This window comes from Tepidibacillus decaturensis, assembly GCF_001561915.1.
Classification (GTDB): domain Bacteria; phylum Bacillota; class Bacilli; order Tepidibacillales; family Tepidibacillaceae; genus Tepidibacillus_B; species Tepidibacillus_B infernus.
The window spans coordinates 2111440-2129789 of sequence record NZ_LSKU01000001.1 but is presented as its reverse complement, the minus strand read 5'-3'; the positions used below and the strand labels follow the sequence as shown (position 1 = coordinate 2129789).

17 protein-coding genes and 1 pseudogene are annotated in these 18350 nt (G+C 37.9%); 15 read left to right on the top strand and 3 right to left on the bottom strand.

Going from position 1 to position 18350, the window contains the following annotated elements:
* Positions 1 to 11 precede the first annotated feature (11 nt).
* From U473_RS10065 to U473_RS10015, 11 genes are all read left to right on the top strand, one after another.
* Entirely contained in the window at positions 12 to 1403 is a 1392-nt protein-coding gene (locus U473_RS10065) for a cobyrinate a,c-diamide synthase (RefSeq protein WP_068725944.1), read from the top strand.
* A 27-nt stretch (positions 1404 to 1430) separates the two neighbouring features.
* Complete coding sequence (gene cobO, locus U473_RS10060; protein ID WP_068725942.1) at positions 1431 to 1973, top strand: cob(I)yrinic acid a,c-diamide adenosyltransferase; 543 nt, start codon at positions 1431 to 1433, stop codon at positions 1971 to 1973.
* Between the two features lie 12 nt (positions 1974 to 1985).
* On the top strand, positions 1986 to 3047 hold the full coding sequence (cobT, locus tag U473_RS10055) for a nicotinate-nucleotide--dimethylbenzimidazole phosphoribosyltransferase (RefSeq protein WP_068725940.1): 1062 nt from the start codon (positions 1986 to 1988) through the stop codon (positions 3045 to 3047).
* Positions 3048 to 3063: 16 nt separating this feature from the next.
* Entirely contained in the window at positions 3064 to 4029 is a 966-nt protein-coding gene (cbiB, locus tag U473_RS10050; protein WP_068725937.1) for an adenosylcobinamide-phosphate synthase CbiB, read from the top strand.
* A gap of 12 nt (positions 4030 to 4041) precedes the next feature.
* Complete coding sequence (locus tag U473_RS10045) at positions 4042 to 5124, top strand: pyridoxal phosphate-dependent aminotransferase (RefSeq protein WP_068725935.1); 1083 nt, start codon at positions 4042 to 4044, stop codon at positions 5122 to 5124.
* Positions 5105 to 5701, top strand: coding sequence for a bifunctional adenosylcobinamide kinase/adenosylcobinamide-phosphate guanylyltransferase (gene cobU, locus U473_RS10040; protein ID WP_068725933.1), 597 nt, complete (start codon positions 5105 to 5107; stop codon positions 5699 to 5701). The genes U473_RS10045 and cobU overlap by 20 nt, the downstream gene beginning before the upstream one ends.
* Before the next feature lie 7 nt (positions 5702 to 5708).
* Positions 5709 to 6449, top strand: coding sequence for an adenosylcobinamide-GDP ribazoletransferase (gene cobS, locus U473_RS10035; protein ID WP_082732490.1), 741 nt, complete (start codon positions 5709 to 5711; stop codon positions 6447 to 6449).
* Between the two features lie 3 nt (positions 6450 to 6452).
* Positions 6453 to 7049: a histidine phosphatase family protein gene (locus U473_RS10030; RefSeq protein ID WP_068725931.1), complete on the top strand. Its 597-nt coding sequence runs from the start codon at positions 6453 to 6455 to the stop codon at positions 7047 to 7049.
* Positions 7042 to 8526 carry a cobyric acid synthase gene (locus U473_RS10025; RefSeq protein WP_068725928.1) on the top strand — a complete coding sequence of 495 codons (1485 nt, stop codon included), beginning with the start codon at positions 7042 to 7044 and terminating at the stop codon, positions 8524 to 8526. The genes U473_RS10030 and U473_RS10025 overlap by 8 nt, the downstream gene beginning before the upstream one ends.
* Positions 8527 to 8562: 36 nt before the next feature.
* Positions 8563 to 9546: an ABC transporter substrate-binding protein gene (locus U473_RS10020; protein WP_201024186.1), complete on the top strand. Its 984-nt coding sequence runs from the start codon at positions 8563 to 8565 to the stop codon at positions 9544 to 9546.
* 127 nt (positions 9547 to 9673) lie between these two features.
* Positions 9674 to 10000 (top strand): class I SAM-dependent methyltransferase, encoded by a 327-nt coding sequence (locus U473_RS10015; protein WP_235589101.1) that lies wholly within the window; start codon positions 9674 to 9676, stop codon positions 9998 to 10000.
* A gap of 80 nt (positions 10001 to 10080) precedes the next feature.
* Here the strand turns inward: U473_RS10015 and pckA are convergent, their stop codons facing one another.
* Complete coding sequence (gene pckA, locus U473_RS10010; RefSeq protein ID WP_068725923.1) at positions 10081 to 11664, bottom strand: phosphoenolpyruvate carboxykinase (ATP); 1584 nt, start codon at positions 11662 to 11664, stop codon at positions 10081 to 10083.
* A gap of 217 nt (positions 11665 to 11881) precedes the next feature.
* Between pckA and U473_RS10005 the strand changes: the two are divergent.
* Both U473_RS10005 and U473_RS10000 read left to right on the top strand, forming a co-directional pair.
* Positions 11882 to 12831: pseudogene (locus tag U473_RS10005) on the top strand (4-hydroxy-3-methylbut-2-enyl diphosphate reductase).
* A gap of 97 nt (positions 12832 to 12928) precedes the next feature.
* Positions 12929 to 13411: a hemerythrin domain-containing protein gene (locus U473_RS10000; RefSeq protein WP_068725920.1), complete on the top strand. Its 483-nt coding sequence runs from the start codon at positions 12929 to 12931 to the stop codon at positions 13409 to 13411.
* Positions 13412 to 13421: 10 nt separating this feature from the next.
* Here U473_RS10000 and U473_RS09995 read toward each other — a convergent pair whose 3' ends face one another.
* Positions 13422 to 14192: an SDR family oxidoreductase gene (locus tag U473_RS09995; RefSeq protein WP_068725918.1), complete on the bottom strand. Its 771-nt coding sequence runs from the start codon at positions 14190 to 14192 to the stop codon at positions 13422 to 13424.
* A 108-nt stretch (positions 14193 to 14300) separates the two neighbouring features.
* Positions 14301 to 15422 carry an FG-GAP-like repeat-containing protein gene (locus tag U473_RS09990; RefSeq protein WP_068725915.1) on the bottom strand — a complete coding sequence of 374 codons (1122 nt, stop codon included), beginning with the start codon at positions 15420 to 15422 and terminating at the stop codon, positions 14301 to 14303.
* Positions 15423 to 15571: 149 nt separating this feature from the next.
* Here U473_RS09990 and U473_RS09985 point away from each other — a divergent pair, with 149 nt between their 5' ends.
* Positions 15572 to 16702 carry an MFS transporter gene (locus U473_RS09985; protein ID WP_068725913.1) on the top strand — a complete coding sequence of 377 codons (1131 nt, stop codon included), beginning with the start codon at positions 15572 to 15574 and terminating at the stop codon, positions 16700 to 16702.
* A 156-nt stretch (positions 16703 to 16858) separates the two neighbouring features.
* Positions 16859 to 18328, top strand: coding sequence for an N-acetylmuramoyl-L-alanine amidase family protein (locus tag U473_RS09980; RefSeq protein ID WP_068725910.1), 1470 nt, complete (start codon positions 16859 to 16861; stop codon positions 18326 to 18328).
* The last annotated feature ends 22 nt before the right edge of the window (positions 18329 to 18350 follow it).

The window sequence follows — 18350 nt, the reverse complement described above, 5'->3', positions numbered from 1 at the left end:
GGAGGGAATTGATGAAAACACAGATTCCAAGAGTTGTCATTGCTGGGACAGGAAGTGGAGTAGGGAAAACGACGTTAACGATTGGTATAATGGCTGCTCTAGTAAAAAGAGGAATCACTGTTCAAGGGTTTAAAGTAGGACCCGATTATATTGATCCTACATATCACACTGCAGTAACAAAAAGGGAGTCAAGGAATCTTGATACTTGGATGGTTGATTCAGAAATCATGAAGGAAATCTTTATCCGCGGTTCACTTGGTGCAGATCTTGCAATAATTGAGGGTGTAATGGGTTTTTTTGATGGCAAAGACCCTCTAAGTGACAGAGGAAGTACTGCGGAAATTAGCCGATTATTAAACGCTCCAGTCGTTTTGGTCATCAATGCAGAGGGAGTAGCCCGAAGTGCTGCAGCGATGGTCCTTGGGTTTAAGCGAATGGATCCCCGGATAAATATTGCCGGAGTGGTTGTCAATCAAGTAGGAGGATATCGACATTATCAATTGGTAAAAAAGGCGATCGAAGATGTGACAGGAATTCCAGTGATTGGTTATTTAATCAAAAATCAAATCATGAGTATACCGGAAAGACATTTAGGACTTGTTCCAGCAATTGAACGAGGGGAACTTAATCCATTATTTCAACAATTAGCAGGATCGATAGAAGAGCATATTGATCTCGATCAATTCATACAAATTGCCAAAAAAGCAAAGGAAGTCATTGTTAACCATAGTCCTATGTTCCAATCACTTTCTGAGCGACGTTATCCTGTCACCATTGCTGTGGCTAAAGATGAAGCATTTCATTTCTATTATCCAGAGAATTTAGAGTTACTAGAACAGTATGGAGCGAGAATTCAATACTTTAGCCCCTTGGCTGGGGAAACCATTCCCATTAATGCAGATGCATTGTATATCGGAGGGGGATTTCCGGAAGAATTTGCTGCTCAATTAACAGCGCAGAAAAAGGTAATCGCTGATTTTCGGGAAAAGATCAGTCAGGGAATGCCAACATTTGCTGAATGTGGTGGCTATATGTTCTTAACTGAGGAGATTATTGATCACAAGGGAAATTCGTATGAGATGGTCGGAATCATTCCTGCAAAAGTTCAAATGCAACAACGTTTGGCTGCATTAGGATATCGGGAAATCACAGCACTTATGCAACAAGTATTATTAAACAAAGGAGAGACAGCAAGAGGACACGAATTTCACTATTCTAGATTAATTCCAACGATTGAAAACTACCCATATGCGTATAAGGTAAAGGGATTAGGCGGAGAATTTTCGGATGGTTACCATCAGGAAAATCTAGTAGCTGGATATACACACTTCTACTTTCCTTCAAATCCGAATATGGTTATTCATTGGTTAGAAAAAGCAGTTGAATATCAAAAAAAAAGATAAATTCACTTGAAGAAAGGAGAGAAATTGATGAAAGAAACGAAAAAAGGCTTAACGATCATTTATACGGGAAACGGAAAAGGAAAAACGACAGCTGCAATTGGACTAGCCGTTCGAGCATTCGGTCAGGGTCTAAAGGTAGGCATCTTTCAATTTATCAAATCACCTGAAAGGGATTATGGAGAAAAAAAGACATTAGAGAAGTTAGGGATTGAGATTATTCAATTAGGTATCGGCTTTACCTGGACGAAAACGGCAGAGGAACATCGTCAAGCGTTAAACAGGGCTTGGGAATTAGTTAAAGAAAAAACAATGTCTGGTTCTTACGATCTAATTGTATTAGACGAGTTGAATAATGCTTTAGCAATCACTGATTTTCCCATCGATGATGTTCTTCCACTAAAAGAAGTGATTCAATTACTTCAACAAAGACCAAAAGCGTTACATGTGGTGATTACAGGTCGTAATGCTAAACCAGAACTCATCAACCAAGCAGATCTTGTTTCTGAAATTCAAGAAGTAAAACATTACTATAATGAAGGAATTCCAGCTGTCAAAGGAATTGAATATTGAGGAGGAAAGAACATGAATTGGCAAACGGCTATTGATAAGATTCAATTGTTAGATGTGAATGTAATGAAAGAAGCAGAGACCCATTTAGATCAATTGACAAAACCACAGGGTAGTTTGGGAATGTTAGAAGATTTGGCCATTCAATTGGCAGGCATTTATCAGACGACTCGTTTCCGTGTTGACCCGATTACAAGTTTTGTTTTTGTAGGGGACCATGGAGTAACAGAAGAGGGAGTTTCCGCTTTTCCTTCCGAAGTGACGACACAAATGGTTCATAATTTTCTTCATGGTGGAGCGGCGATTAATGTGTTAACACGCCAACACGATGTGTCGTTAAAAGTGGTCGATGTGGGAATGAAAGATTCCATCGATAATCCCCTCTTAATCCAAAAGAAAATTGGACAAGGCACCCGGAATTTTCTCAAAGAAAAAGCGATGACCAAACAAGAAGCAATAGAGGCGATTCAAGTCGGATTTGATTTAGGGGTGATGGAAGTAGAAAATGGTGCAAAAGGATTAGCAATTGGAGAAATGGGGATTGGAAATACCACATCGAGTGCAGCGATTGCAGCTTCATTGCTAAAAAGACCTCTTGATGAAGTCGTTGGTAGAGGGACTGGTTTGAATTCAGATCAGTGGTTGCATAAAAAAAAGGTCATTCAACAAGCATTACAATTCCATAACCTACATTCTAATGATCCAATCGAGGTTCTTGCTACATTTGGTGGTTATGAAATTGCAGCGATGACAGGAATGATTTTGTCTGCTGCTTATAAGCGAGTTCCTATTTTGCTCGATGGTTTTAATACGGGTGCTTCGGCATTGATTGCAGCAAAGATTGAAACAAAGAGTGTACTTTATATGATTGCTTCCCATCAATCTGAGGAGCCAGGACATCGACATACGTTACAAGCGTTGCAAATCTATCCATTATTACAATTGAACCTACGACTAGGGGAAGGAACAGGTGCAATCCTAGCTCTTCCAATACTTCGTTCTGCTCAACATCTATTTCAAGAAATGGCTACCTTTGAAGAGGCAAACGTAGCAAATAAAATCGTATCCCAAAACTAACGACAGAGGATAGAGTATGGATCAATATCTTTATTGGCAAGTGATCGCTGCATTTCTCATTGATTTGTGGATTGGTGATCCAAAGCAATTGACACATCCCGTGGTGTTGATTGGCAAAGCTATTCGAAATATGGAAACATTTTTACGAAGATTTACTTTCCATTTTTCAGAGCGGTTATTAGGGATTATTTTAGTCATTATCATTGTTGGCAGTAGTTATGGATTGGTATGGCTCATTTTATTTGTAATGAATCAGGTTCATCTTTGGTTATCGTTGTTGGTAGGCGCTTGGCTCATTTCAACCACAATTGCAACGAAAGGTTTAGCAGACGAGGGGAAGAAGTTGTTCTCTTTATTAAAGGCAAAAGAACTAGAAGAAGCTAAAAAACAGGTTGGTTATATCGTTAGTCGGGATACTGATCATATGGATGAATCGGAAGTGATTCGGGCAACGGTTGAAACTATTGCAGAAAATATTGTCGATGCAGTAATTTCTCCACTATTTTACGCCATATTAGGAGGACCTGCGTTGGCAATGGTATATCGAGCAGCCAACACCCTTGATTCGATGTGTGGGTATAAAAACGAACGTTATCGTGATTTTGGCTTTGCTTCCGCAAGATTTGATGATCTACTTAATTATATCCCTGCAAGGATCACCGGTGTTCTCATTGTCTTAGCAGCTTGGTTGTTACAATTGGATGCAAAAAAGTCTCTTTCTATTTGGTTTCGAGATGCACATTTACATCCTAGTCCGAATAGTGGCATCCCAGAAGCGAGTGTTGCTGGGGCTTTACATATCCGCTTAGGAGGGGTCAATATTTATTTTGGCCAACCCAAAAAAAGAGCGTATATGGGGGATGATCTTAAACCGCTTCAGGTTGAGCATATTCAACAAACGATTCAGTTGTTATATGGTGTAAGTGGAATCTTTATTGGCTTGTACACGGTGATCTTTTGGTCGCTTTATTTTACCAATTAGGTTGGTGATTTGGTGAAAGAATGGTTACAGGAACATATCCCTTTATTGAGTAAAAGGGAACATGGAAGTAAGTCTTGGGCAAAACTAGATTTTAGTATTAATACCAATCCATTAGGGCCTTCAGCTTTGATTATGGATTTCTTACAGCAAAGTGATCGATCGTGGATTTGTAAATACCCATTGGAACAAGCGTATCTTTTTAAGGAACAAATTGCGAAAAAGTTAAAAGTGAATCAAGAACAAGTCGTGATTGGAAATGGCGCTGCAGAACTTTTCTTTCTTTTACCAAGGGTACTACGTGTGAATCAAGGAATTGTTGTTCATCCTACTTTTTCAGAATATGAAGCATCATTACAAGCGGCAAATGTTCCAATAAAACGGATCTTTTATGAGATAGATGGAGATCGATTTATATTTCCCCTTGAAAGATTAAAAGCGATTCTATCTAAAGGGGATTTACTGTATATTTGTCGTCCGAACAACCCAACAGGTCAAATGATTTCTTTAGAAGAAATGGTAGAAGTGATCCAACTTGTGAAAGATCGGCAGGCCCTTTTAGTGGTCGATGAGTCGTTTATTGAATTTACAAGTGAGCCATATGGGTTAATACAACTGTTTCAAGAAGATACTCCCCTTATCCTCGTGCGCTCTTTGACTAAATTTTACTCCATTCCCGGGATTCGACTAGGATATGCGATTGGACCTTCGTGGTTGGTTCATTCCATGGAGTTGATACGAGACCCTTGGACAGTCAATGCGTTGGCACAACAGGTAGGGATAATTTTACTTGATGACATTTCATTTAGGGAAGAAACGCGGGCATGGATTCATCAAGAACAAAAGTGGTTTTACCAAGAAATGAAACAAATCGATGGGTATCACATTTACCCCACAACGACGAACTTTTATTTGGTACACACTTCTTTTTCCGTAGATCGACTTGAACAAGAGTTAAAGAAAAAAAGAATCGCTATTCGTTTGGCTCATTCTTTTCCAGGACTAGATGATCATTTTATCCGCTTAGCCATCAAAACACGGGAAGAAAACCTTGAGCTTTTAAAGGAGTTGAAACAGTTTGACATATCCTCAAGCTAACGTCACCTTGATTACAGGTGGAGTAAGAAGTGGCAAATCTAATTTTGCCCAATCTTTAGCCAGTCAATATGAAAGGCATGTTCGTTATCTTGCAACTGCAGAAGCTAAAGATGAAGAAATGAGAAGAAGAATTCTCCATCATCAAAAAAATCGCCCAACAAATTGGAAGATTATCGAAGAGCCAATATGGATTGATCAATACTTTGCTCCAAAGAAAAAGGCTTCAGCTGATACTGTCACTTTACTCGATTGTGTTACAGTGTGGGTTTCTAATCTTTTATTACAAAAAGATCCAATGGGAAAAGAAATGTGGGAATCAGAACAAGGGGTCAAAATAGTAGAAGAGCAAATTGATCGCTTTATTCAGACACTTATGAAAACGAACCAACCTACAATTCTTGTAACGAATGAGGTCGGGTTTGGTGGAATTGAAATGAATGTTTTAGGCCGAATCTATCAGGATTTGCTAGGTTGGACCAATCAAAAATTAGCAAAGGTAGCAGACCAAGTCTATTTAGTCGTAGCTGGAATCCCGATGTTGATCAAAGACGATATGAAAGGGGTGATGCAAAATTAGGCGATTAATGAATGAAATTGATTCGTTTTGGATGGCAATCCAATATTTTAGCCGTATTCCGGTTCCATATGCCATACATTATGATCAAGAGAGGATGAAACGTTCGATTCTCTACCTTCCTGCTGTAGGTTGGATGATTGGGTTTTTCCTTTATTTATTTCAGCAAATTACGATTGATTGGTTCCCAAGAACGGTTCATTCGATCCTGTTGGTTTCTTTCCTTTTATGGATAACAGGAGGGTTACATGCAGATGGTTGGATGGATGTTTTTGATGGGATTGGGAGTAGCCGAGATAAAGAAAAAATGCTTGCGATTATGAAGGATAGTCGTGTCGGAGCTATGGGTGTGATCGGATTTGTTATTTTATTTGCGTTAAAGGCATCCAGTTTGCTAAGTATTGATGCGAAGTTTTCCCTAGAAGCATTTCTTTTTGCTCCTTTGCTGGCCCGCTTTGGTGTTGTATTGGCGGTATATCGTTTTCCCTATGCGCGCAAGGAAGGGATCGGAAGGATGTTAAAGGAAGCTCTAACACTGAAAACTTTCATAGTCACTTTTGTTTGGATTCTACCATTATTTTGGCTGACTGCTTATGCGCTACAGATGTTATTTCTGGTTATTGGGTTTGTCATTTTATTTGGTGTGTATTTTACAAAAAAATTAGGGGGACTAACAGGGGATGTTTATGGCTGGTTCATTGAAGGGGGAGAAACACTGCTTTGGCTTATGTTTGTTCTGTTATCGAGGTGAGACATGAACTTTTATTTACTCCGACATGGATTGACAAAATGGAATGAAAAAGGAATATTGCTTGGAAGCAGTGATCCGCCTTTACTTGATCAAAATGATGATGAGATCTTAAAATGGGTTCCTTTCTTGCAACAACACCGGGTTGAAATGATGGTGCATAGTGGAATGAAAAGGACAATAGAGACGATGCAGATCATTCGTAAACAACTGAACACGAATATTCCTATTATGCAGGATGAGCGGCTGAAAGAACTGAATTTTGGCGATTGGGAATTGAAAGATTATGATGGGTTGTACCAAAATCAACAAGAGTTATTTGTCAAATGGCTTCATGACCCTTGGCAAATTTCACCGCCAAATGGGGAAACCTTACAGCAATTAAAATCACGGCTGATTTCCTTTTTTGATCAATGGGTAGAGGAAAGTGCTAGTCAATCGATGCTTGTTATCACACATGGAGGTCCGATTCGGGCTCTTTATTCAATGATTCACCATACGTCTTTTTATGAATTAAATGTTCGACCTGGCTCTCTTTTTTATCTGAATTGGCAGTACAAAGAAATGAGAGAAGTCGATGAAGGGGAAATAAAAGATGGCTAAGGCTTTAATGATTGTGGGTACAGGTTCTGATGTCGGGAAAAGTAGGATTGTCACAGCATTATGTCGTTACTTTTCGCAAAGAAATGTTTCTGTTGCTCCCTTTAAAGCGCAAAATATGGCTTTAAATTCCTATATCACAGTAGATGGGAAAGAAATAGGACGAGCCCAAGGTTTGCAAGCCGATGCGGCTGGGATCGTGGCCTCAGAACATATGAATCCGATTCTACTGAAACCAAGCAATCCATACGCATCACAAGTGATTGTTCACGGGAAACCGATCGCACAAATGAATTTTCGGGATTATCGTGAGACAAAACATGAAGAACTAAAAAAAATCGTTCAAGACTCATTAGCGAAACTACAAGCGGAGTACGATTTGATCCTCATTGAAGGCGCAGGTAGTCCTGTTGAGATGAATTTAAAAGATCGGGACATTGTGAATATGAAGGTCGCCGAGTGGGCCAATGCAGATGTGATTTTGGTTGCTGATATTGATCGTGGGGGAGTTTTTGCCCAAATCGTAGGGACTCTGCAATTGTTGACAGAAGAAGAGCGAAAAAGGGTGAAAGGAATTTTTATTAATAAATTTCGTGGAGATCTTCAGTTGTTTCAATCGGGAATCGAGTGGATTGAAAAGTACACAGATATTCCGGTCCTTGCTGTTTTTCCTTTTTATCCATTACCAGAATGGGAAGAAGAGGATTCGGTGGCTTTACAGCAAAAACAAAAGGTAAAAGAAAACGCGGACTTAGACATTGTCGTTGTGAAGTACCCGTATATATCGAATTACACCGATTTTATTCCATTAGAGCTAGAAGAGGATGTTCAAATTCGCTATGTAAATAATGTGAAAGAGTTTGGTAATCCTCATGTTGTGATTTTGCCAGGAACAAAAAATACAATGGAAGACCTGCAGTTTTTGCAGCAATCTGGATTTTGGCAAAAAATAGTTGATCATGTAGCACAACAGCGAGAATTAGTCGGAATATGCGGTGGATACCAAATGCTTGGTGAGAGATTGTTGGATCCAGATTTGATCGAATCAAATGTTTTATCACGAGAAGGGTTTGCCTTTTTCCCAATGGTTACAAGATTTGAGAAGGAAAAGAAAACCGTCCGTGTGAAAGGGAAAAAGGTTCATTCTAAGCTACCTATTTTGGGCTATGAAATTCATATGGGGATGGTGGAATGGACTGAAAAACAAGAAGGGATGTTTTTATTAGAAAATGGAACTCTTGAAGGGTTTCATCATCCGAACTTACCAGCTTGGGGAACTTTTATTCATGGAATCTTTGATTCAGATCATTTTCGACATGAGTGGTTAGAACGACTACGAGAGAAATATGGATTACCACCAAGAAAAGATAGAGTCGCATTTTCAAGACGAAAAGAAAAGATGTTTGAGAATCTAGAAGATTGGTTCATTCATTCTCTACGACCAGTATATGTTCAATTTTTCGATCACTATATTTTTTAAATCATTCATGATACTATGAACAAGGGAGAGATTAAGATGTTGAAAAAAAGTTTTATGAAGAAAAGTTTGCTTTTGTTAAGTGCTATTTTACTATTGTTGGGTGTTCTTACCGGATGTGGGCAACAAGCTGCAAAACCACAAGAACAAACGATTCAAAATCAAGCTCAAAAACAAGAAGAAACATTAAAAACAACCTACCCATTAACCATTATAGATGATACAGGAACAAAGGTTACGATCACAAAAGAACCGACGCGTATTATATCCTTAATTCCTAGTCACACAGAAACACTCTTTGCCTTAGGTTTAGAAGGAAAAGTTGTTGCAGTAACGAAGTATGATAACTATCCGCATGATGTTCAGAAAAAAGTAGAGTATGTTTTTCAAGAAGGTTTAAATCCAAACATCGAGCAAATCGTTAAATTAAACCCAGAGTTAATTTTGTTAGGTTCTCATAACAAAGAAATGACAGATAAAATTCGTGAATTAAAGATACCTGTTTTACAATTTAACCCACAAAGTTTAGATGCCGTCTATCAAACGATTGAAAAAGTTGGTCTTGTCACCAATACGCAACAACAAGCGAAAGAAGTCGTCTCTAAAATGAAGGAAAAACAAAAATCGATAAACGAAAAATTAGCTACTTTGAAACCAGAAGAAAAAGTACGTGTGTTTGTAGCTGTTTCTCCAGATTTATACACACCGGGAAAAGGAACGTTTATGGATGAATTAGTAATGGAAGCTGGAGGAATCAATATCGTTGAAGACCAAGGTTGGATAAAATATAATGAAGAAAAAATTATTTCAAAAAACCCACAAGTGATCCTTACTACATATGGATACTATGATAAGAATGCCGTAGCAAACATCATGAAAAAAGAAGGTTGGCAAAACATTGATGCGATTAAAAATAAACGAGTGGTAGATCTAGATAGTGACATCGTGAATCGACCAGGACCACGGATCATCGATGGTTTAGAAAGCATAGCAAAAGCGCTATATCCAGATTTAATGAAATAAATTTTAGTAACATCAAAGCAATTGAAAAGGAATGACTATTTGACGAAGGTAAGTGAATAAAAGATGGATCGAACAGAGATTATTCGTAGACGGTATAATCGTGTAGCCCATGTGTATGATTGGATGGATGTCATCATTCGAAGATAATTCATTTGATGCAGTGGTTACCACCTGTGTATTTTGTTCTGTCCCTGATCCAATCAAAGGATTAAAGGAAATTCGTAGAGTTGTTAAACCAAATGGAACAATTCGAATGTTAGAGCACATGCGAAGTGATCAACCGATGATGGGAAAAATGATGGATATGATAAACCCGTTAGTCGTAGGAATGATCGGGGCAAACATTAATCGAGACACAATGAAGAATTTAGAATTGGCAGGATTCAAGCTCAAAAATGAGCATCGAATCTTAGGAAGTATGTATCGACTAATCACACTAGACCCAAACAAATAAGAGAACTAAGAAAAATAGTAGAGGTTTGTATATTCCTAAACAGCGAACTTTGGAGTGCGTTGGAATATACAAACCTTTTCTTATTCAGTAACTTTTGGTCCAGCTGATTTAATTTCTTCAGATACTTGTGAGAACTTATTAAAATTAAGGATAAAACGTTTTGCCAATTCATTGGCTTGACGATCATAGGCTTCTTGGTCTGCCCAAGTATTTTTAGGCTGTAAGACTTCTTCAGGTACACCATGAATCTGGGTAGGAATACCAAAACCAAAAATAGGATCCTTTATGAAAGCAGCTTCTTCGATTGAACCATTTAAAGCCGCTGTGACCATTGCCCTTGTATAAGCGATCTTTATTCGTTGTCCAACACCATAAGGTCCACCTGACCAACCAGTATTCACAAGATAGACTTTTGCTTGGTGTTTAGTGATTTTCTCTCCTAGCATCTCCGCATAGATGGTTGGAGATAATGGTAAGAATGGTTCACCAAAACAAGTGGAGAAAGTGGCCTCTGGTTCAGTAACACCCCGTTCTGTGCCTGCTAATTTACTCGTATAACCTGATAAGAAATGATACATTGCTTGTTCTTTTGTTAGTCTAGAGATAGGAGGTAATACACCAAAAGCATCCGCAGTAAGAAAGATGACTACGTGAGGATGTCCTGCTTGGCTAGGGATGACTGCTCCCGGGATATAATGTAGCGGATAAGCAGCACGGGTATTTTCTGTAAGAGCATCACTATTAAAGTCTAAATTACGGTTATCATCAATTACCACATTTTCTAGTACACTACCAAATTGGATGGCATTCCAAATTTGTGGCTCATTTTCTTCAGAGAGGCGAATACATTTCGCATAGCATCCACCTTCAATATTAAAGACTCCATCATCAGACCAGCCATGTTCATCATCGCCGATTAAATAACGATTTGGATCTGCTGAGAGGGTGGTCTTTCCCGTGCCAGATAAACCAAAGAATAAAGCCACATCGCCGTTTTTTCCTACATTGGCTGAACAGTGCATCGATAGGACATTTTTCTGTGGTAATAAGAAATTCATGACACTAAAAATCGATTTTTTCATTTCACCAGCATACTCTGTACCACCTATTAAGACGATTTTTTCCTTTAAATTAAGCATAATAAAAGCTTCAGAGTTTGTTCCATCAACGGTAGGGTTTGCTTTAAAACCGGGGGCCGAGATAACAGTAAATTCAGCTTGATGGCTCTCTAATTCTTCTTTAGTGGGGCGGATGAAAAGCTGTTGTACAAATAGATTATGCCATGCGAATTCATTTACAACACGAATCGGTAATTGATATTTCTTATTTGCACCAGCATACCCATCAAAAACAAAGATCTCTTTATCTTGAAGATATTGTAATACTTTTTGATAGAGTGAATAGAAAATTTCTTCATTGATCGGTTGGTTTACAATACCCCAGGCGATTTTGTCGTGATTTTCTTTTTCATCAACGATAAATCGATCTTTTGGAGAACGTCCAGTATATTTGCCAGTCGTCGTCAATAATGCACCTGTCTTTGTTAAAATTCCTTCCTTACGTTGAATCGCTAGTTCAATAATCTTTGGTACCTCAAGATTAAAATAAACGTTTGTCCCCTTTAGTAGATTTCTAAGATTTAGTTCTTCCACATTTGTACTCATTATGATATCCTCCCCATTTTGTTTTAGATGTCGAATAATTTGCTGCAAATAATATGTGATATACTATTATGTAAAATAGTATATATTATATAACGTTCATTATAGGAATTATTATATTCTGAATATTTTAAGACTGCAATATTAAATTCCGCTCCATTGTGTTTTTATCTACAGATGTTAAAATAGAGTAGTATATGTATATGAGGAGGAGAATACTTTGAATGTCATTAAAATCTCTCCAAGAGGATATTGTTATGGTGTGGTAGATGCCATGGTTTTGGCACAAAATGCAGCCTTGGACAAAAGTTTACCACGACCTATTTATATATTAGGTATGATCGTGCATAATCAACATGTGGTTGAAGCGTTTAGAGAACAGAATATTATTTCCTTGGATGGGGAAAATCGTTTAGCCTTACTAGAACAAATTGATGAAGGAACGGTTATTTTTACTGCCCATGGCGTTTCACCAGAAGTAAAAAAAGGGCGAAGGAAAAAGGATTAGTTGTCATTGATGCAACCTGTCCTGATGTAACCAAGACCCATATTCTTATTGAGGAAAAAACAAAGCAAGGTTATAAAGTTATATATATAGGTAAAAAGGGTCACCCTGAACCAGAAGGGGCAATTGGAGTTGCACCTGAGCAAGTTTATTTAGTTGAAAAAGAGGCAGATGTAGAACAATTAGAGATTGAATCAAATAAAATTATCGTGACAAATCAAACAACCATGAGCCAATGGGATGTTGCTCATGTGATGAAGAAGGTTTTAGAAAAATTTCCCCATGCAGAGGTTTATAATGAAATCTGTATGGCGACTCAAACTCGACAAGAAGCAGTAGCTGAACAAGCAAAAGATAGTGATCTAGTTATTGTGGTTGGGGATCCTAGAAGTAATAATTCTAATCGTTTGGCCCAAGTTTCAGAAGAAATTGCCGGAGTCCCTGCTTATCGGATTGCAGATTTGTCTGAGCTAGATATCGAATGGCTCAAAGGAAAGCAAACCGTAGCTGTAACTTCAGGAGCTTCAACTCCAACACCTTTAACTAAGGAGGTCATTGATTTTTTAGAACAATTTGATGAGCACGAACCTTCTACTTGGAAGAAAGAGAGAAAAGTAGATATTAAGAAAATCCTACCTAAGGTCAGGGAAAAAAGAGTACAATAATATCTTTATGATCTTTATGTGATAAATTTCACTGCAATAGATTCCAAACCTTAGTATAGTATAGGTAAAGATATAAAATGGGATGGAGGTTATGTAGATGAATAGTTTATTACAATTATTTTATGAAGATCACGAGCACGCATTGATGCAGTTAGATCAATTACATGTTCATTTAGAAGAATTAAGAAAAGGGGCTGAAATAGAAAGAGTAAAATTGCAGCTTATTGGTTTTACCAAATTCCTTGAAGTCGCCTTAGATATTCACTTTGTTCAAGAAGAACAGGCATTATTCCCATTGATGTCAGAAAAAATAGGCCCAAATGGACCTGTCATGGTAATGGAGCGAGAACATGATGAACTCAGAAACGCACAAAAGGCTTTAAAGGAAGAATTGATGAAAGAAACACCAGCCAAAGATGTCGCCTTAAAACATGCTGGATTGATCTTGCAAGTATTAAGAGAGCATATTCATAAAGAAAACCAAATTTTATTTCCATTATCTGAGCGTATTTTAAGTTTAGATGAATGGAAAACGGCTGAACGAATTGCAGGGAACATCGCCCTAGGCATTAAGGAATAAATTATTCCCTTTATTCAACATAAATCATTTTTTTGGTCATTCCGCCATCAATGGTTAGATTTTGGCCAGTAATAAAACTAGCATCGTCTGAAGCTAAATACAGACATGCTGCTGTGATATCCATTGGTTGTCCAACTCGCCCAACAGGATGTTGATTTTTATCTTCTTCTGAATGGTGAGGTTGGATGGCCATTTTTGATTTTTGCCAATCTCCAACTTCAATCCAGCCAGGACTGATTGCATTCACGCGAATACCATCATGGCCAAGACTAATTGCTAGAGCATGTGTTAAAGCCAAAATCCCACCTTTGGAAGCAGCATAAGCCTCTGTATTAGGTTCTGACATGAATGCACGTGTAGAGGCAATGTTAATAATGACTCCTTGTTGTTGCTTTTTCATTTCTAAAGCCGTATATTTGCTACAAATAAAAGTAGAACGGAGATTTGTTGACAACACCCGGTCAAAATCATCTACATTGATCGTATAAATAGATTCCGTATGGCCAATACCCGCATTATTGATCAATATATCGACTTGTCCATATTTTTTAACCGTTTGATTGACTAACTGTTTAATCTCTCCCTCATTTCTCACGTCTGTTTTTACAAATAACGCCTCACCTTGCTCCTGAATAATTATCTTTTCATTTTCTCGTCCTGCTTCTTCATCGATATCGGCAATGACGACTTTTGCCCCTTGTTTAGCAAATGCTTGTGAGATGGCTCGTCCAATCCCCTGACCGCCACCTGTTACGATCACGACTTTATTTTCGAATTTCAAGATGATCACCTCAAATCAAGTTTTAATCTATTTTCTTAAATATTAATTTTATTTTCAAGAGCAATGCCTTCCTTATTATTTTCTGTAAAAGGAAGGCATGGGTAAATATTATTCCATTGAAACAATATAGACAAGACCATTTTTCTTTAGAATTTCTCTTGGAACACCAATCAGTAAGCTATCTTTTGCGTTATCTAGTTTACCTGCAGCCATGGAGAAACCAAATTGATCTTTTTCATTTTGGCCATACCAACGATGGAGTAACTTGCCTTCATCACCTGAATACACATTCACTTGGCCAGCATATTTTTTCCTCTTGTGATGAGCATCAAAAGCGCCAAGGATAATTTCTTTTTTACCATCACCGTTGATATCAGACGTGATCATGGTTTCACCAAAACCAATATCTACTTCGTCGTTCATGATTTCATAGATCGGATAAAATCCTCCTTGGAAAACAGAAACTTTATTGCCATGTAAATCTTTCGTTGTCACAAGGAGTTCTTTTCGCTCATCTCCATTCACATCGTCTACATGAACGTTGATACCAAACCCGGGATCACCAGATAACTTCTGAGTTAGCCATCCTAATCTACCTGAATAAACATAGACTTCCCCTCTAGGGATACCTGGTGCACCAATAATGACTTCATCAAACCCATCACCATCGATATCGCCAGCAGCTACAGAGGTTGCAAAGTCACAATATTCCTTGCTTATTCTTGAAGTATATTCTCTAAATAATGATCCATCTTTGCCGTTATAGATGTAGACCTTTCCTTTGCCCCTTTGAATCGGTTGTGGTGCTCCTACTAAAACATCTATTCCTTCATCACCAGTGATATGGCCAACTGCAATGGTAAATCCAAAGGCATCGTATTCCCTTTCACTTTTCCAATGGTAGATTGTTCTATGATCTTTGACAGAAAAGACTTTTACTTCTCCAGATAAATCTTGATAGGTAATCCCAACTACTAGTTCATCGATTTGGTCTTGATTGATGTCGGCAGTGATGAGACGAATGGTATTTACCTTTTTATTTCCGATATGAAACGTCTTTAGTCGTTTTTTATTAGGAGAAAAAACTTTAATAGTAGCCCCTTTTGGCCCATTGGTGGAAGCAACGATGATCTCGTTTTTCCCATCTCCATTGATGTCACCTAAGGCTAATGAGTAGCCAAAAGCATCTTCTGGAATATGTTCTGTAATCGTATCTATTTTAAGATTCAATTTCAAACCCTCCCTTAAAATGGGCTTTTATTATAGGGTATGCATACGCCCAAATAATGTGCTTGATGTGTTACAATATAATTTGGCAAAGGAATAAGCAAAGGAGATGTCAAGTTGGAGGCAATTGCTTACAAGAAAAGTAGAAAAAAATATATACCAATTTAAGTGGCTTTTATTTATTGTTCTTTTTTGGTGTAGGGGCGTTATATCCCTCCCTTTCTGTATACTTTAAAGAACAAGGGTTAGGTGAAGGGCAAATTGGCCTCCTTATGTCGATTGGGCCTGTAGTGGCTATTATCGTGCAACCTCTATGGGGAATGATTTGTGATCGGTTTCGTATCGAGAAAAAAATTTTATTTTTTACATTGCTAGCGGCTGGATTCGTTGCCTTGATTTTTCCGTATAATCAATCTTATGCCATTTTTATCTTACTAAATGCAGCGCTCTCCTTATTTCAAAGTGCCGTAGTTCCCATTTCAGATAATATTTCGATGAATTTTGTTCACAACTATGGGGGCAATTATGGTGATATTCGTTTATGGGGGGCGATTGGTTTTGCTGTTGCCGTATGGGTTGCTGGAACACTAAGCGATTTGTTAGATGTTCAAGTCATCTTTTATTTATATGCACTTTTCCTAGGTATGGCTGCACTGATCACCTTCAACATCCCTAATGAGACTGGTCAAGTCTCTATACAACTTTTTCAAGGAATCAGAGATTTATTAAAGATACCTAAGTTTCTCATTTTCTTATTGGGAACCTTTTTATTGTTTGGATCGATCAATGCAAATAACACTTATTTTGGTTTATTTTTTAAAGAAATAGGGGGATCAATGTCAGGGTTTGGCTTGGCCTTTTTATTAGCAGCAGGTAGTGAAGCTCCTTTGATGAGGGTAAGTGGTTTCTTAATTCGCAAATTTGGTTTATTACCCATTCTTTTGTTTTCAGCCCTTGTAACGACAGGAAGATGGCTTTTCTATTCCTTTAGTACCTCAGTATCTTGGGTTTTAGCTACTACATTTGTTCAAGGCTTTTCTGTTGGATTATACGTTCCAACTGCGGCCCAGTTTGTTCGTGAAATATCCCCTAAAGAAATGCAAGTGACTGCAATGTCTTTATATGGTTCCTTTGGCTTAGGCTTAGGGAGTATGGCGGTTACGATGATGGGTGGTTGGATATCAGAACATTATGGAATGATGAACACTTATTTATTTATGGCTGGAACAGCATTTGTTGGCTTCTTTGTTTTTCTGTCGATCTGGATCATGGAAAGGAAGTAGTCCAAAAGTATAAATTTATTGAAAATTGTCTAACTCCCGCAACTTTTTCTGTCTTTTTTTGTCTATTTTAATAGAAAAGAATTGAGGAAAGTGAGTTGATTAGAGAAAACGTCGTTTTATGTCAAAAACAAAAATGAGAATAAGAGAGGTAGAAACATGGAGAGACGACGCATTTTATTTCTTTTTTTGATCTTCTTGTTTCTTCTTGTACCTAGCGTTGTAATGGCTGCTGAGAAACCGATTCAAATTTTAATCGATGGGAAGGTTGTTTTATCTGATGCTCCACCTATCATGACTAATACCAGTCGTGTCATTGTTCCTGTTCGAGTGATATCCGAAAACCTTGGCTATTACGTCACCTATGATAGTAAAAAGAAAGAAGTAAATATTGTGAGTGGTCAAGATCGAATTAGATTTGTCCTTAATCAAGCAACATTATGGAAGAATGGGACAAAAATTGCATTAGATGTAGCACCTATTTCTAAAAATGGCCGTTCCTTTTTACCCATTAGAGCAATATCTGAAAATTTTGGTGCTCATGTGAAATGGGATGCATCAACTCAATCTGTTGCGATCGATACTAAGGTAGACACAGTTGTGCCACCATCGGAAACTGGAAATGAGCAGAATGGTCAAGAACAAACAACAGATAAGCCAACAGATACTAAAGAAGAACCTAGCCCAGTAGATGAGACTACTAATGATGAAACAAATCAGAAACCAGATCAGGAAAATCAAAATGATCCATCTCAGCTAGAAGAAATTGCACCTTCAAATGAATTACAAACGATTGTTCAAGATGGGACAAGCCTTATCATTGAAACAAAGGAAACAGAATTTACTCACAAATTAATCGAGTTAAACCAACCTAACCGTTTAGTGATTGACCTTGAGGGGATGATTCTCTCACCAAACTTAAAGTCACCTGAGATTGCAGAGAACGAGCTCTTTAGCGCTGTGCGTTATAGTCAATTTCAACTAAATCCAGATCAAGTCAGAATTGTTGTCGATTTAAAGAAGAAAGTAGATTATAGCATAGAGAAAAGGGACAACCTCTTGATCTTACAGATGAAACCAAAGGTTTTTAAAGTTGTGATTGATGCTGGCCACGGCGGAAAAGATCCAGGTACATCAGGAGTAAGTGGTACAAGAGAAAAGGATTTTAACTTAGCGGTTGCTCTATTAGTCAATACATTATATCAGAATAACCAAGAGATTCAAGTGATCATGACTAGAGATTCGGATACCTATCCAACATTAGACGAGCGTGTGGAATTAGCAAATTCCTTGGGTGCTGATTTATTTATTTCGATCCATGCCAATGCGATGACTGGAAAACCGGACGTAAGTGGAACAGAAACCTACTATACACATGAAGAGAGCAGATTCTTTGCCCAATTGATTCATCCTTACCTTGTAGAAGCAACAGGTTTTAATGATCGCGGAATAAGAACTGCTGGTTTTAGAGTGATTAAATATACGACCATGCCAGCTGTCTTATTGGAATCTGGTTATTTATCCAATAGTGGGGATGAAGCAGCTCTCTTTACGCCAGAAACCCAACAACGAATTGCTCAAGCGATCTTCAAAGCAATCAATGAATATTTTGGAATAAAAGAAGCGTGATCGCTTCTTTTTTTTGAAAGAT

Bases quoted from the DNA above. Each gene is read 5' to 3' on its own strand.
- U473_RS10065 (WP_068725944.1), top strand. From the start codon at position 12: ATGAAAACACAGATTCCAAGAGTTGTCATTGCTGGGACAGGAAGTGGA.
- cobO (WP_068725942.1), top strand. From the start codon at position 1,431: ATGAAAGAAACGAAAAAAGGCTTAACGATCATTTATACGGGAAACGGA.
- cobT (WP_068725940.1), top strand. From the start codon at position 1,986: ATGAATTGGCAAACGGCTATTGATAAGATTCAATTGTTAGATGTGAAT.
- cbiB (WP_068725937.1), top strand. From the start codon at position 3,064: ATGGATCAATATCTTTATTGGCAAGTGATCGCTGCATTTCTCATTGAT.
- cobS (WP_082732490.1), top strand. From the start codon at position 5,709: ATGAATGAAATTGATTCGTTTTGGATGGCAATCCAATATTTTAGCCGT.
- U473_RS10030 (WP_068725931.1), top strand. From the start codon at position 6,453: ATGAACTTTTATTTACTCCGACATGGATTGACAAAATGGAATGAAAAA.
- U473_RS10025 (WP_068725928.1), top strand. From the start codon at position 7,042: ATGGCTAAGGCTTTAATGATTGTGGGTACAGGTTCTGATGTCGGGAAA.
- U473_RS10020 (WP_201024186.1), top strand. From the start codon at position 8,563: ATGTTGAAAAAAAGTTTTATGAAGAAAAGTTTGCTTTTGTTAAGTGCT.
- U473_RS10015 (WP_235589101.1), top strand. From the start codon at position 9,674: ATGTCATCATTCGAAGATAATTCATTTGATGCAGTGGTTACCACCTGT.
- pckA (WP_068725923.1), bottom strand. From the start codon at position 11,664: ATGAGTACAAATGTGGAAGAACTAAATCTTAGAAATCTACTAAAGGGG.
- U473_RS10000 (WP_068725920.1), top strand. From the start codon at position 12,929: ATGAATAGTTTATTACAATTATTTTATGAAGATCACGAGCACGCATTG.
- U473_RS09980 (WP_068725910.1), top strand. From the start codon at position 16,859: ATGGAGAGACGACGCATTTTATTTCTTTTTTTGATCTTCTTGTTTCTT.